Annotated in this window: 14 protein-coding genes; 7 read left to right on the plus strand and 7 right to left on the minus strand. The window is 57.7% G+C overall.

The window, feature by feature from the left end:
- From E1180_RS18730 to E1180_RS18740, 3 genes are all read right to left on the minus strand, one after another.
- The coding region (locus tag E1180_RS18730) for a branched-chain amino acid ABC transporter permease (RefSeq protein WP_425280930.1) at positions 1-431 on the minus strand (431 nt) is incomplete at its 3' end.
- A 5-nt stretch (positions 432-436) separates the two neighbouring features.
- Positions 437-1,144: an ABC transporter ATP-binding protein gene (locus E1180_RS18735; protein WP_155193613.1), complete on the minus strand. Its 708-nt coding sequence runs from the start codon at positions 1,142-1,144 to the stop codon at positions 437-439.
- Positions 1,141-1,911 (minus strand): ABC transporter ATP-binding protein, encoded by a 771-nt coding sequence (locus E1180_RS18740; RefSeq protein ID WP_155193615.1) that lies wholly within the window; start codon positions 1,909-1,911, stop codon positions 1,141-1,143. The genes E1180_RS18735 and E1180_RS18740 overlap by 4 nt, the downstream gene beginning before the upstream one ends.
- Positions 1,912-2,525: 614 nt before the next feature.
- Between E1180_RS18740 and E1180_RS18745 the strand changes: the two genes are divergently transcribed.
- Positions 2,526-4,610, plus strand: a complete 2,085-nt coding sequence (locus E1180_RS18745) for a putative bifunctional diguanylate cyclase/phosphodiesterase (RefSeq protein ID WP_155193617.1) — start codon at positions 2,526-2,528, stop codon at positions 4,608-4,610.
- Between the two features lie 40 nt (positions 4,611-4,650).
- Here E1180_RS18745 and kynU read toward each other — a convergent pair whose 3' ends face one another.
- On the minus strand, positions 4,651-5,868 hold the full coding sequence (kynU, locus tag E1180_RS18750; protein WP_155193620.1) for a kynureninase: 1,218 nt from the start codon (positions 5,866-5,868) through the stop codon (positions 4,651-4,653).
- A gap of 239 nt (positions 5,869-6,107) precedes the next feature.
- Here kynU and E1180_RS18755 point away from each other — a divergent pair, with 239 nt between their 5' ends.
- Positions 6,108-7,502 (plus strand): L-serine ammonia-lyase, encoded by a 1,395-nt coding sequence (locus E1180_RS18755; protein ID WP_155193622.1) that lies wholly within the window; start codon positions 6,108-6,110, stop codon positions 7,500-7,502.
- 108 nt (positions 7,503-7,610) lie between these two features.
- A complete protein-coding gene (locus E1180_RS18760) occupies positions 7,611-8,015 on the plus strand; it encodes an MAPEG family protein (protein WP_155193624.1) in 405 nt (134 codons plus the stop codon).
- 46 nt (positions 8,016-8,061) lie between these two features.
- Here E1180_RS18760 and E1180_RS18765 read toward each other — a convergent pair whose 3' ends face one another.
- Both E1180_RS18765 and E1180_RS18770 read right to left on the minus strand, forming a co-directional pair.
- A complete protein-coding gene (locus E1180_RS18765; protein WP_155193627.1) occupies positions 8,062-8,679 on the minus strand; it encodes a GntR family transcriptional regulator in 618 nt (205 codons plus the stop codon).
- 399 nt (positions 8,680-9,078) lie between these two features.
- Positions 9,079-9,744, minus strand: coding sequence for a non-canonical purine NTP pyrophosphatase (locus E1180_RS18770; protein ID WP_155193629.1), 666 nt, complete (start codon positions 9,742-9,744; stop codon positions 9,079-9,081).
- A 105-nt stretch (positions 9,745-9,849) separates the two neighbouring features.
- On the opposite strand from E1180_RS18770, the gene E1180_RS18775 reads away from it, so the two are divergent.
- The 4 genes from E1180_RS18775 to hemP all read left to right on the plus strand — a co-directional run bounded on the left by E1180_RS18775 (position 9,850) and on the right by hemP (position 13,573).
- Positions 9,850-11,028: a BaiN/RdsA family NAD(P)/FAD-dependent oxidoreductase gene (locus E1180_RS18775; RefSeq protein WP_155193632.1), complete on the plus strand. Its 1,179-nt coding sequence runs from the start codon at positions 9,850-9,852 to the stop codon at positions 11,026-11,028.
- 108 nt (positions 11,029-11,136) lie between these two features.
- Positions 11,137-12,180 (plus strand): LacI family DNA-binding transcriptional regulator, encoded by a 1,044-nt coding sequence (locus tag E1180_RS18780; RefSeq protein WP_155193635.1) that lies wholly within the window; start codon positions 11,137-11,139, stop codon positions 12,178-12,180.
- 64 nt (positions 12,181-12,244) lie between these two features.
- Positions 12,245-12,709, plus strand: coding sequence for an Rrf2 family transcriptional regulator (locus E1180_RS18785; protein ID WP_155193637.1), 465 nt, complete (start codon positions 12,245-12,247; stop codon positions 12,707-12,709).
- Positions 12,710-13,360: 651 nt separating this feature from the next.
- On the plus strand, positions 13,361-13,573 hold the full coding sequence (gene hemP, locus E1180_RS18790) for a hemin uptake protein HemP (RefSeq protein ID WP_155193639.1): 213 nt from the start codon (positions 13,361-13,363) through the stop codon (positions 13,571-13,573).
- On the opposite strand, the gene E1180_RS18795 is transcribed toward hemP, so the two are convergent.
- The gene (locus E1180_RS18795; RefSeq protein WP_155193642.1) at positions 13,563-14,888 is read right to left on the minus strand and encodes an adenylate/guanylate cyclase domain-containing protein; all 1,326 of its coding nucleotides are present in this window, start codon (positions 14,886-14,888) and stop codon (positions 13,563-13,565) included. The two genes, hemP and E1180_RS18795, sit on opposite strands and share 11 nt — an antisense overlap.
- Positions 14,889-15,006: the final 118 nt, after the last annotated feature.

Consider the following 15,006-nt stretch of genomic DNA (forward strand, 5'->3'; position numbering starts at 1 on the left):
ATCTCGCGGTCCCTAATGCGCAGACCGAAATAGTTTTCCGGCCGCACAATGCCCTTCACATAGGTTTCCGTATCAACGCCCCACACAACCTGCACAATGGCACGGATCATCAGGGCGATGCCGAGAGAGGCCATGACCGTCACGATTTTCGGGCGTTCGCGCAAATGCTCGTAAAACACCTTGTCGATGCCAACGGCAACGGCTGCCGTTCCGATAATGGCAATCGGCAGTGCGACCATCGGAGACACACCAAGGGCGGTGACAACAGCCAGGGCCATGAAAGCCCCGAGTGTTGCAAGATCGCCGTGGGCCAGATGCGCATATCGCAGGATCGCGAAGATCAGCGTGATGCCGACCGCGCCCAGCGCATAGATAGATCCAAGCACGATGCCTGGAATGACGTAGAAATTCAAAAGCTCGAAAAGATCCATACCGGTCAGCCCCCCAGAAACATTTCAGCGACTTCGCGGTCGGCCAGCAAATCGGCCCCCGTGCCCTCATGGCGGTTCTTGCCCGCGGCCAGAACATAGCCACGGTCACAAAAGGCCAATGCCTGCTTCGCGTGCTGTTCCACCAGGAGAATGGCAACACCCGTGTCGCGCACGTCCCGGCAGATCTGGAAGATCTGTTCCATGTATTTCGGAGACAGACCGGCTGTCGGCTCATCGAGCAACAAAAGCTTCGGGTCGAGCATAAGCGCGCGCCCCATGGCAACCATCTGGCGCTGGCCGCCCGAAAGCGCGCCCGCCATGGTCTTCCGCCGTTCCTTCAGATCGGGAAACAGGGTGTAGACGCGGTCATAAGCAGCGCTCAGGTCACCCTTTTTCAGGAACCCGCCCATTTCCAGATTCTCGTGGATCGACATCTCGCGGAAGATGTTGTCCACCTGCGGCACATAGCAGATGCCGCGCTGGACAATCCTGTTCGGCGTCCAGCGGGTAATATCGTCGCCATCAAACACCATCTTGCCGCCGCGAATGGTCAGCATGCCGAAGACGGATTTCATGGCTGTTGATTTGCCCGCACCATTCGGCCCGACAATCACAACGATTTCATCCTGGCTGACATGCAGCGAAACGTCCTGGAGGATATCGGCATCGCCATACCCGCCCGTAATGCTCTCCATCGACAAAAGCGCACTCATGCTGCGTCTCCGGTCGTTTCCCCAAGATAGGCTTCAAGCACCTGGGGATTTGAGCGGACGGTCTGAAAATCGCCTTGGATCAGAACCTTGCCTTCCGCCATGCAGACCACCGGGTCGCATAGTTTTTCAATCATTTCCATATCGTGTTCGATCAGGATAAAGGTGTAGCCGCGCTCCTTGTTCAGGAGTTCGATCTTAGATTCCAGCTTCCTCAGAAGCGTCCGGTTGACGCCGGCAGCTGGCTCATCAAGCAGCACCAGTTTGGCGGAGGTCATCATGGTCCGGCCAAGTTCAAGCAGCTTCTTCTGCCCGCCGGACAAATTGCCGGCCCGCTGATGTGCGATGTGCGTCAGCTCCAGAAACTCAAGGGTTTCATAGGCTTTCTTTTCGACATCAACCTCAGTGGACTTGACCCGCCCCCAGGAAAACCAGTTCGACAGGAGGCTTTCCCCCGGCTGAGCGGGCGGCACCATCATGAGGTTTTCTAAGGCTGTCAGCTTGTGGAATTCATGCGGGATCTGAAATGTCCGCACCAATCCCTTGTGAAAAAGCTGGTGACTCGCCAGCGGCGTGACATCCTCGCCCAGGAACCGGATCGTCCCGCTTGTGGGCTGCAAGGCCCCGGCAATCAGATTGAACAACGTGGTTTTTCCGGCCCCGTTCGGTCCAATCAACCCTGTTATACTGCCTTCTTCAACGCGGAATGTGCAGCCGTTGACGGCCTTAAACCCGCTAAAATCCATCACGAGCTGATCAAGCTCAAGCATCTATGCTCCTCGCCGCGCCCCTGAGCGGTCTTTCTTTTTTCGTCTTGGCCCGCACCAGCCCCTCCCAGAGCCTCTCACGCGGGTCGTTGGATGCCCGCCACGGTGCTGCGCCCCGTCCTTCTAGCTTCATTGGCCACGCAATCAACTCATAATCGGCGTGAAACAGCGCAGATAAGGCAAGATTTTCCAGAATCTGAACCACTTTGAAACGGCTGCCCTCAATGTGCTGCGTCCAAAGCCGGCGGGACCCGTCTCTTTTTGGAAAGAATACGAGGTGTCTTTTTCCATTCCGGACACTTGGGAGAGAGCCGGGTTTGCCAATGTGCACTTGTGGCGCGCAAATTGGATCCGAAGCCGAGTTTTGGAGCCCTGTCCAAACCAAAGGCGGCCCCTAGGTAAGACCGGAAATACACCTTCCACAGAGGGGCAGTCCAGCCTCGATCAAGCCAGGATGGTATTAGTCCACCAAGCAACCTTAACGATACAAGCGCAACGCTAAAAACAATGCAAAGACCTTTCTCAACCCTTCATTGTACGTTACTTATAAGCGGTACATTAAAAATATTCAGGGTAACCTGCTGTTCCGAACACAGACCAATTCGAGAATTTGACCAATGATTGCCGAGCCGGCACAGTCTTTACAACTCAGCGGAAGCCCGGACCATATTGTTGACTCCGATCTAAAACTGTTTGTCTTGGACCAGCTCGAGAGTGCTGTCTGGATTTTCGATTTCGAGCAGAAGCGTATCCTCTGGGCCAATCAGGCCGCGCTGAATGTTTACGATGCGCAGTCCCTTGATGACCTGCGCTCCCGTGATCTTGCGGCCGACATGTCTCATTCGGTCGAATTGCGGCTCAAGCAGTATCAGCAGGATTTCAGTCAATCCAACGTGCGGTTCTCTGAAATCTGGACGCTCTACCCCAAGGGAAAAGCCCGCGTCCTCCAAATGACCATGAGCGGGGTCAGATTAACTGACGGCCGTCTGGCACTTCTTTGCGAAGGCCGGGAACACCACGAACAACAGCCCGAAACTTTGCGCAGCGCAGAGGCCCTGCTGCATACCACGGTGATGATTTCGCTGTTCTCGCTGGACGGCAACCCGCTTTACCGGAACACCGCTTCGCGTTCGGCCTGTATCGGACTGGAAGCCTCTTTCGGCGACCAGTTCGTCAATCCGAAAGAGGCCAAGGAGCTGTGGGACAGCGTTGCCGAGGAACGCAGCACCCGCCGTGTCGCCCAGGTCCGCACCAATTCAGGGCACCGATGGCACGAACTGACGCTGCGCAGCTGCCATGACCCGGTTTCCGGCCAGCCGGCCTATCTGGTCAGCGAGATTGACGTTACCGAGCTTCATGAAACCAAGGAACGGGCCCAGTACCTTGCGAGCCACGACCCGCTGACCGGTCTGTCGAACCGCACGTTCCTCACCGACAAGCTCAACAGAATGCTGGAGACGGGTGAGGCCCAGGGCCGGACCGCATCGCTCTATCTGATCGATCTGGATGAATTCAAACTGGTCAACGACAATCTAGGACACTCGGCTGGCGACGAGCTTCTGCAGCTGGTTGCCAACAAGCTGCGGCGGCTTGTCGGACCCGATGACATCGCAGCGCGCCTTGGCGGCGACGAGTTTCTGATCTGCCACATGCTGTCCCCGAACAGCGCTGAATCGCCCGAATGGCTCGGACAGGCACTGCAAACCGCCTTTTCCAGTCAGCAGATCATCGATGGCAAACCGCGCCATGTTAGCTTGAGCATCGGTTTTGCCCATTACCCCGAAGACGGCGCGACCATTGGCGACCTGATGCGCAACGCAGACCTTGCGCTTTACCAGGCCAAGACCGAACCGAATACAAAATGCGTGCGGTTCCAGGAAGACATGCGCCGCGTCCGCGATGAACAGCAGGTCATCACCCAGGACCTGAAACGCGCCGTCCGGGAAGACGAGTTCGTGCTTTACTTCCAGCCGATCGCCTGTACGCGGACAGAGCGTATCGTCTCGGCCGAGGCACTCATCCGGTGGCAGCATCCGACCAAAGGTCTGATGATGCCCGATGAGTTCATTCCGGTGGCAGAGGATACGGGGCTGATCAAGGACATCGGCAACTGGGTCGGCCGCGAAGTCATCAACACCCATTGCGAATTGGCGGAGCTGTCGCTCGATCTTCCTCTGGCCATGAACGTATCGCCCCGGCAATTGTCCGATCCGATGTTTGTTGCCCACATGCAATCACTCGTCGATCAATGCCAGTGCGATGCCAGTTCCATTGCGCTGGAAATCACGGAAAACGTCCTGCTTGGTGAAATTCCCAATGCACTTGGCTCCCTCAGAGCGCTGAAGGCTGGCGGATATCGCGTGGTCATCGATGATTTCGGGACCGGATACTCCAATCTTGCCTATCTGCATAACTATCCCGTCGATGGGATCAAGATCGACCGGATGTTTATGGAAGATATCGGCTCGGGCGGAGAAATCGTGAAACTGATCCTGTCCCTTGCCAAGGCACTTGGTGCGAGCGTTGTTGCCGAGGGCGTTGAAACCGTCCAGCAGCGCAACTGGCTGTCGGCCCATGGTTGCCACTGGCACCAGGGGTATCTTTATTCCAAACCTGTTCCCAAGCAGACTTTTGTCGACATGCTGAAAAACCAGCCAGGAGCCCCGGCGCAAAAGCGCCATGTTCCGGACTGGTCAATCTAACAAAGCCGATGGCCCCATTTATGGGCTGCTGCTCTTGCGCTTAGGTGACTTTCGCACGGGTCTTGAATTCGGGTTTGTCCCACCGGCGCGTTGCCAGGATATCGGCTAGAATGGCCGCGGCATCCACAACGTCCTTGTGGCTGAGATAAAGCGGCGTAAAGCCGAAGCGCATGATATCCGGGGCCCGGAAATCACCAATCACCCCTTCCGCGATCAGCGCCTGGACAACCGCATAGCCGTCGTCGAAGCGGAAGGACACCTGGCTTCCGCGCGCCTGCGGATCACGCGGGCTTCCCAGCTCAAGCTGCGGACATTGCCGTTCCACTTCCTGAATGAACACTTCGCTGAGCGAAACGGACTTCTGACGGATATCGTTCATGTCGACATCTTCAAACACGTCCAGCGCGGCGTGGAGACTTGAGAGCGACAGGATCGCCGGCGTTCCGACCGTCATCCGGCTGACGCCTGTAACCGGCCGGTAGTCAAGATCAAAGGCAAATGGCGCCTCGTGGCCCATCCATCCCGCCAGCGGCGAAGCGACCTCTTCCTGAAGATGCGGCGCGACGTATAAAAACGCCGGCGCGCCCGGCCCGCCGTTCAGATACTTGTAACCGCACCCGACAGCAAAATCGGCTCCGGCTCCGGACAGGTTCACCGGAATGGCACCGGCAGAGTGCGCCAGATCCCAGATCGCCAAAGCGCCCTTGTCATGCGCCAGTTGCGTCAGGCCCGCCATGTCATGAACGCGTCCGCTGCGGTAGTCGACCTGGGTTAGCATCATCACCGCGACATCTTCGTTCAATGCAGCTTCCACGTCTTCGGGGGCGACGATCTTCAGCTCATGCCCCTTGTCCAGGAGCGCCTGCAGGCCCTGCGCCACATAAAGATCCGTCGGAAAGTTTCCGTTGTCGGACAGGATCACCTTGCGGTCCGGGCGCAGGGACAGGGCCGCTGCCAGAACCTTGAAGACGTTGACCGACGTGCTGTCGCAGGCCACGACGGAACCCTTATCTGCGCCAATGAGCCGGCCGATCCGATCCCCCACCCGTTGGGGCAGGTCGATCCAACTGTGGTCGTTCCACGATTTGATGAGGCTCGTGCCCCATTCCCGAGTAACTACCTCCTGCAGCCGGTCCGGGACATGCTTGGGCAGCACACCAAGCGAATTGCCGTCCAGATAAATGACCCCCTCCGGGATTTGAAAGGCAGCTTTCTTGGCCGCCAGAACATCATTTTGATCAAGAGGGTGAAGGGTCATTGCATGTTGCTTTCGAAAGGCTATTCGGCTTGAGCGGGCGCAGAAGCTAGCAAAGGCGGCTTCCGCAAACAACCGTCAGAACGGGACAGCCTTCCCTCATTTCCGGAGAATTGGGTGATATCTTCCAGCGATGTCGCAAACAGCACAAAAATGCGCGTTTGAAGGTCAACGCAAGCTGCGGTATCTGTTATCTCCAGATCAGCATTTTCCCTTATGTGACGACAAACGCGGCCAGACAGATGTTCATCAGCGTCTTTGATATCTTCAAAATCGGCATCGGACCCTCCAGCTCCCATACGGTCGGTCCAATGGTGGCTGTTCATCGCTATCTGGACCGCCTGCGGGCCTTGCCCGGCGCCGGCGGACGGGCGGCGCGGATCACCGTGACACTGCATGGATCCCTTGCGTTTACCGGAAAGGGACACGCCACCGACAAGGCGGTCTGCCTCGGCCTTCTGGGCGCACGGCCGGATACGATGGACCCGGATCAGGTCGACCCCATGCTGGACGCCCTGCAAGCCAGTCAAACGCTGACCATCGACGGATTCGCAAAACTTCAATTCAATCCGGAAAAGGACGTGATCTACGATTATGGCCCGGCGCTTCCGCTTCATGCGAACGGCATGACCTTTCAGCTCTTGGATGCAAATGGCTCTGTGGTCGACAGTTTCGTCTATTACTCCATCGGCGGCGGGTTCGTCGTGAGTGAAGCCGAACTGCGCAAGACAACGAATGAGCCGATCAGCGAACTCGCCAAGCAGGAAGTCCCGTTCCCCTTCGCCTCGGCAAAAGAGATGCTCGCCATGGGCAAGGAGGCCGAGCTTTCCATCGCCGAAATGAAGCTTCAAAACGAGTGCGCCGACAAACCGGAAGAAGAAGTCCTTCAGGGTATCGACAAGCTTTGGGGCGCCATGGATTCCTGCATCAACCGCGGCATTGCCCAAGGCGGGATCCTTCCCGGCGGCCTGAAAGTGAAGCGCCGGGCGGCCGATATCTACCAGAAGCTGATCAAGGAGGGCCGCACCAATCCTCCATTCGAACACAGCGTCGTGGATTGGCTTGGCGTCTATGCCATGGCAGTGAACGAAGAAAACGCGGCAGGTGGCCGGGTCGTCACGGCGCCGACCAACGGCGCGGCCGGGGTCATTCCCGCTGTCACACGGTATTATCTCGACCACTGTCAGGGCGCTGGTCAGGACGGCATCCGGACCTTCCTTCTGACCGCAGCTGCCATCGGCGGCATCATCAAGGCGAATGCCTCCATTTCCGGCGCCGAAGTCGGCTGCCAGGGGGAAGTCGGCTCGGCCTCCGCCATGGCGGCAGCCGGGTTATGCGCGGCCCTTGGCGGCACTAACGAACAGATTGAAAATGCTGCCGAGATCGCTCTTGAACATCATCTGGGCATGACATGCGATCCGATTGCTGGCCTTGTTCAAGTCCCCTGCATTGAACGGAACGCCCTTGGCGCGGTAAAAGCCGTGACCGCCGCTTCGCTCGCCCTGCGCGGTGACGGGACGCATTTCGTGCCGCTGGACGGCTGCATCGAAACGATGCGCCAGACCGGCATGGACATGATGGAGCAGTACAAAGAGACGTCCAAAGGCGGTCTTGCAGTGAACATTGTCGAGTGCTGATCCAGGTTTTTGCCGGGAACCCAGAACCGTATCTCCTCCATGTGCGTAATCGGCATTACCGGCACCTGAATTGCCGGCACGATGCCATAACACTCCGGAGTGATTTGAATGACGCTCGTCATCACGCCGTTTTATGCAAGCATACTGGCACTTCTTTACATCGCGCTCAGTATCCGCGTGATACGGGCCCGGTTTCAACGCCGCATCTCACTTGGTGACAACGGTGATCAGGCCATGCTCAAGCCGATGCGCGTGCATGCCAATTTTGCAGAATACACACCACTTGCCATCATTCTGATCGCATTTTTCGAACTTCAGGGCGGTACAGCATGGCTCATCCACGGCCTGGGCGCGCTCTTTCTGATCGGCCGGATCTCTCATGCCTACGGCGTATTGAGCGAACGGGCGATCAATCCCTTCAGATCTGGCGGGATGGCATGCACGTTCTTCGTTTTGGCGGTCGCAGCTCTCGCCAATCTAGTGCTTGTATTCGCGTCCGGATCTTTCTTCTAAAGACGGATCATCGCGCAAAAGACAAAAGGATTAAGTGCTCTGCACTTCAGATCTGCTGCAGCCGGGTCTTGTGCGCGTGAGCGATATGGCGGCGGGCGGCGGTTTCAGCGGCTTTGCTGTCGCCCTGCACGATCGCATCGATGATGGCGGCATGTTCTTCAACGGCTATTTCCCGCCGTTCCGGTGTGTCCAGCGTTGTCCCCGCCATGAGGATCAAGGACAGGCGAAGATGCTCGATCTGATCGACCAGATACCGGTTATGGGAGGCAAGACACAGACGCCGGTGAAACTCCCGGTTGGACCGCACCAGACTGTCCTTGTCCGAGACGCGCTTGCGGTCGGCTTCCACCAGATCCTGGAGGATTTCGATTTCCGGCTGGGAGGCATGCTTGGCGGCAAGTCCTGCGGCCGTTCCTTCCAGAACTTCGCGCATGAAGTAGACTTCATTGATCTGATTATGATCAAGGGTCGGGATAACCATGCCGCGATTGGGCTCGTGAACGGCAAGGCCCTGGGCTTCCAAGCGCTTGAGCCCCTCGCGGATCGGCGTTCTGGAAACACCGAATTCCTCCGCAAGATCCGCTTCCCGCAGGCGGTCGCCCGGTTTCAGCGTCCGCTCTTCGATAAGGCCGATAAGTCGTTGATAGATTTCAGAGCCGTTCATGCCAAATCTGATAGCCTGTGGAGGCCCTTATGCCAAGCAGGATAGTCCGCCCCCTGACGATTTGGCATGCCCCTGCATCCTTTCCCTGTCCTCAACGCAATGCTTTGACGGCTGCCGAACGCGGAAAGCAAAGCTGCCATGAGAGGTATGGCCGCCGCCACACCCTCCGCAGTCATCTACGCTTGATGCGGGGATCCACCACACGGTCTTCGCCTCACATGCGGCGCTCTGATAAGACCTGCAGTAACAGGCCTCCGGGAAAGCGGCGATAGCTGTGGCAAGAGGCACCGCGAGTGGACCCCGGATCACGTCCGGGGAGACACAGGGTGCCGAGGTTTGGCAAAGCTTTGCATCTTGCATCTTCCCCTCAAGTGGGGGAGAGGGGAACAAGTGAAGATTTCAGCAATCTTGAAAAGACAGCCGTGCCATCAGCTTCTCGATTGTTGCTTTCCGGTGCCTGTACGCGGGCAGTTCATGCGTCTGCGCCAAATCCACGTCCGCCAGTTGCTCGGCAACCGTCATCGTCTCTCCCGGCAGGGCAAACACGGACAGATAGCCTTCTGTCGGGCCTTTGGGCGGCCAGACAAGCCGGCCATGGGTGGCGCCTTCTTCGGCAATGGCGGTGCCATCGGGGAGGGCAATGGCAATGCATGTGACAAACCGGGCGGACCCTGTCTGCAGGTTTTTTTGACCTATTAGCGTTCCAATCCGCTCGATAGCCACATCATAATTGCCGTCGGGTCCAGCCCAGTCGAGCGCAGCTGCGCCCGGCAGGTCATCGAGTTCTGAAATGCAGAAGCCGCTGTCATCGCTGATTGCGGCCTGACCGCTTTGAGCGGCAACATCCCGTGCCTTGATAAGCGCATTTTCGAGAACAGTCGTTCCGTTTTCCTCCGGGCTTGTCAGCTTGAAATCCGCAGCGGTCAAGACAGGGACCGGGCAACCGGAAAGCGCTTCCTTGAAAGCGCGGATCTTGTTCTTGTTGTGCGAGGCGACCACCAGAGAACCGGCCACGGTCAAGGTATCGGCCAAAACGCCTTTTGAAGCTTGAGCAATCGAATTCATGAAAACCTCCGGTGAAAACAGGCGGGAGAATAACGTCCAAGAGATAATCAAATTCTTGATGGGGACGCGCTTCCGCAACAAGGGCAAAGCGCCTATAAGCGGCCCATGCGAGATCTGGATGTTCTGGTGCTGGGCGGTGGTGCCGCCGGGCTTATGTGTGCGATCGAGGCGGGCAAGCGCGGCCGCAAGGTTCTGGTCATTGACCACGCCAAAAGACCGGCTGACAAGATCCGCATTTCAGGCGGCGGCCGCTGCAACTTCACCAACCTCCATGCCGGCCCGTCTAACTTTCTGTCGCAAAATCCGCGTTTTTGTGTTTCGGCGCTGAAACGGTACACCCAGCATGATTTTCTGGATCTGGTGGAAAAACACCGGATTCCCTGGCACGAGAAGACCCTCGGACAGTTGTTTTGCGACCGGTCCGCGAAAGACATCATTCAAATGCTGCTGGACGAGCTGGAGGCAGCGGGCGGTCAGCTTGAATTGGAAACCGCGATCACTGCCGTCAGCAAGCCGGATGACCGCTATTCCGTTGCAACGTCGAAAGGGCCGCTCCGCGCCCGGTCGCTGGTTGTTGCAACCGGCGGGCCGTCGATCCCAAAAATGGGGGCAACGGGGTTCGGCTACGACCTGGCAAAACAGTTCGGTTTGAATGTTGTCACACCGCGGGCTGCCCTGGTTCCGCTGACGTTCTCCGATGCCAACAAGGATCTGTGCGGGCGTCTGTCCGGCGTCTCGCTTGATGCCATCGTCAGCTTTGGCAAGACGGCTTTTCAGGAAGGCCTGCTGTTCACCCACCGGGGTTTGTCGGGACCGTCCATTTTGCAGATCTCGTCTTATTGGCAGGAAGGCCAGCCGATTGCGGTCAATCTGCTGCCGGGCAGCGATGTGCTTTCGACACTGAAAAACGCCCGCCAGGAAACGCCGAAACAGGATCTCAAAACCGCACTTGGGCAGTTGCTGCCCAACCGCCTGGCCGAAGAGCTGGCGCGTGCCTTTCAGCTCACCGGGCGCCTCGCAGACCTCTCCGACAAAGCGTTGCAGCGGGCGGCGGATCAGCTCAGCAGATGGCAGTTGACGCCCGTCGGCACCGAAGGATACCGCACCGCGGAAGTCACCTTGGGCGGTGTCGATACCAAGGAGCTTTCCTCCAAAACGATGGAGGTAACAAACGTTCCGGGCCTCTACTTCATTGGTGAAGCCGTGGATGTGACGGGACATCTCGGCGGTTTCAATTTCCAATGGGCCTGGTCCTCCGGCCATGCAGCAGGTCAAGTGGTTTAAGTCTGCGCACCTCTTGAGCAAAGGCGGGAGAGATGGTTTCCGCGCTGCAGCATTTTTTGATGACCGTGCCTCATTCCGCGATATACTGCCGGAATCACAGGGGGCGGAATGAAGCGTGTGACAATTCATGATGTGGCCGAGGCCGCTGGTGTCAGCCTTGCAACGGTCGACCGGGTCCTCAATGGCCGTCCGGGCGTCCGCAAGGGGACGATCGAAAAAGTGCGGCAAGCGGTCGAAACCCTGAAGTACCAGCCGGACAGTTTTGCAGCGGGCCTTGCCAAGAAAAGCCGCTACCGGTTTCAGTTTCTGCTGCCTGACGGACCCAACGCCTTCATGGAGGACCTGACCCGCGAAGCCCTGGCGCATGCGCAAACCATGAGCGGCGACAGACTGCAGGTCCATGTGGAGCCGATTGATGCCTTTGACGGCCACCGCGTTGCCGGCACCCTTGCGATCCTCGACCGCACTGTCTGCGATGGCGTGGCTGTGGTTGCACCGGCCTTTCCGGAGGTCCGGGCCGCCATAGACCGTTTGCAGGCACGCGGTGTTCCGGTTGTCACATTGGTCTCGGACCACCCGGCCTCCACCCGCCAGCATTTTGTCGGCATCGACAATTATGCAGCTGGATGTACGGCGGGCCGGCTGCTCGGGCGGTTCTTGCCCGAAGCGCCAGGCAAAATCGGCTTCATTGCCGGATCGCTGGGCCTCCGGGACCACGCCGACCGCTATGCCGGCTGCCAGAAGGTTCTGGCCGAGGGGTTTCCGCATCTTGAGCTTTTGAAGGTGCGGGAGGGGCGTGATGACAATGACCGGAATGAAAAGCTTGTTGCAACGCTCATTGCAGAGCATCCGGATCTTGCCGGGCTTTATAACATCGGTGCTGGCAACAGAGGCGTCGCGGCTGCACTTGTCAACGCGCCACGCGCCAAGCAGATCGTCTTTGTCGGCCACGAGTTGACGCCCTATACGCACGATGCCCTGCAGTCCGGGATCATGGATGCGGTGATTGCCCAGGATCCAGGTCATGAGATCCGCAGCGCAATCCGGGTCCTGAAGGCGCTCTGTGATGGCCGTCCCATCATCGACGGTCAGGAACGCATCCGGATCGACGTCTTCCTTAAGGACAATCTTCCCAGATTGGACGGGTCATAAAAGTTCCCTCAAATACTCAAATTTTACCATTGACCTTTTCTAAACTGCACCGCATATCTATCACATGCGACTGACACAACAGACCAATTATGCGGTCCGCGCCCTCATGTATTGCGCGGTTAACCCGGACAAACCAAGCAAGGTTGCCGATATCGCGGCCAGTTTTGAAATGTCCGAAACGCATCTTTTCAAGATCATGAAAGTCCTGGTCGATTCAAACCTGATCAAGACAATCCGTGGCCGGAATGGCGGCGTGATGCTTGCGCGCCCGGCGGAGCAGATTTCCGTTGGCGAAGTGGTTCGCGCAGCGGAAGAGAGCTTCCTTCTTGCGGAGTGCTTTGATTCTGGACGCAAGGACTGCCCGCTGATCATGTCCTGCGGTTTTAACGGATTGCTGCATGAAGCGCTGGAAGCTTTCATGGAAGTGCTTGATGGCAAGTCCATCGCTGACCTGTCCGAGGACCGGTACGGGATGCGGGACTTGTTGAAGATCGGCATGAACGAGACGCCGATTGCGGCCAACGCCTGATCAACATGCCTTCACAAACGGAAGAAGCGCAGCCATCTGGTCTGCGCTTTTTTTGCATCCCGCATTTGGGTGGGAGCGGATTTGAATGGGGTCACTTTGGTATAATACCAAAGACAACTGGTTATGACCCATCTGACCGGGTTTGGAGGGCTTTCGGATAGGCGCATGGTGCCGGGCGATACGGTGTATCGGTCAAGACATGCAACGCAGCCGAAGGCCCTCCAAACCCGGCCTTAGGTGGCCTTTTCTCGCTCCCCGGACATCGTTTCATCGCTTGTCCGGTCAACCAGACCGCACGGCGCGATGCGCCTCGCCGGAAAACGAGAAGAGATCATCAGATGGGTTATAATCAATTGGCTTTGGTATAAGGCCGAGCTGGCTGACCGCTGAGGGAGAGGAGAGGGCGGTTGGCTTGCCTGGCATTTGGCACCCTGAAACCCTTTGAGGTTTCGGGGGACCCGTTTTCACGAGGGCCAGAGGACGCGATTTCCAGCCCCGTTTCCATCGGGTGATTATTGTTTAAAAAACTTGAGTGTTATCGTCAAGTATAAAGTTGAGTATCATACTCATATTTTGTATGGTGATGTCATCAAGCGGCCGGGGCACGTTGCTCCAGCTTTTGAAAATCCAACAAAATCATGGACTTTTGCGATGACACCGTTGACCAACACCCGCAAGACACGGCTCACCCTGGCATCCTCTCAGGTCCCTCCGGTTCAAGCGCCTAAGCCGCGGCGAGCCACCAAGCCGGAATTGAAAACCGACGAGCTGTTTGTTGGCACCCGCGAAATCCACATTCTCCACAATGAGGACACCTACCGGCTGAGCATCACCAAACAGGGCAAATTGATCCTCACGAAATAGGCTGGGGCGCGGAAGAACTTGGATGGGCATGTCCGGAGGCATAAATCGCAACCGGCTGTCCGACGCCGCGCAAGGCATGATCGCCCATGGCGCTCAGCTCGTCGTGAAACGTGCCCGGTAAGGCCGCACGCACCGGTTCGGTCAAAAGCAGTGTCTGGCCAAGCGGCTTACACAAAGCCTCGACCCGGCTGGTTTCATTGACAGCCCGCCCGATGACGGTGAAGTCCAGCCGGTCTTCACCGCCCACATTTCCGAAAAACACTTCCCCTTGGTGCAGCCCGATCCCGATCCGGATCGGGTGCCACAGGCTTTTGTCCGGCAATCCTTTGGGGGCCGTGTTCAGCTGGTCGATGGCGGAAAGCGCCGTGCGGGCTGCGGACAGGGCGGCCTCTGCTGCCTTGTCGGCGCCAAGTGCGTTTTGGTCAAAGACAGCCAGAATGCCGTCTCCCATGAATTTCAGAATGTCGCCGCCATTGTTGAGGACGGCGTCCGACACAAGATCGAAATAGGCGTTCAAGATCGCTGTCACATCGGGTCCGCTCAGCCGGTCCGCAAGCCCTGTAAAGCCGCGCATGTCGCACATGAACACGACCGCCTGAATGGATTCGCCATCTCCGCGCTTGATCTCCCCGTCAAGGACCCGCCGCCCGGCGATGGGCCCAAGATACGTGTCGGCCACATTCTGGGCGATGCGCACGAGGATATGCCGCTCGACGTGAAAGGCAAAAAGGTCAAGGATTTTACGGATCTCATCCTTTACCTCCTCCGGCCAGCCGCCTGGATGTTTGGTCGCTAAGGTCATGGCATTGCGCATCTGACCCGACCCATTGCTGAGTGGCATAGCGCCGTAAAATGTATATCCCTCTTCCGCCAATTCCAACATGATGGGCGCTGACTGGCGCCCTTCCTCGGTTGCAAGATCCACCTTGATGGTCTCACCTAGCGACATAACCTTGAACAAAGGGCTACGCCGGAAAGCTTCGGATTCCAGTGATCTCGCGTCGGCGGCGATTTCGTCGCACAGGCCATCGGTTGCATTCCACATCCAGGAAAAACCGATGAACTGAGGATGCAGAGTACCCACATGCAAGGTCGACCGGTCTATAGCGAGCCCGGCTGCATGGCAGCGCCACATGAACTCCTCAAAGAGCAGCAACACATCATTGTTGCCGCTGGCCTCGTAAAGCAGCCACTTTCGAACATCATCAAGCGTTTGCTTTTCCGGGGCACAGGCAGGCCCGCGATCTGACCGGGCCCGCAGGTAGACCGTTGGCACATAGCTGCGCGGGGCGGGATCGATCAGATGGTTGGACATCAGGGCTCCAGGGCCGGATTATAGTCCCCTTAAAATGAGGCTTCCGACTGGAAGATCAATCCGTAATCGGCCAGGCGCCCGCTGGCTACCCGCACACACAGAACGTGCGGCGTGCGGG

The sequence above is a fragment of the Roseibium denhamense genome (genome assembly GCF_009711415.1).
Lineage (GTDB): Bacteria > Pseudomonadota > Alphaproteobacteria > Rhizobiales > Stappiaceae > Roseibium > Roseibium denhamense.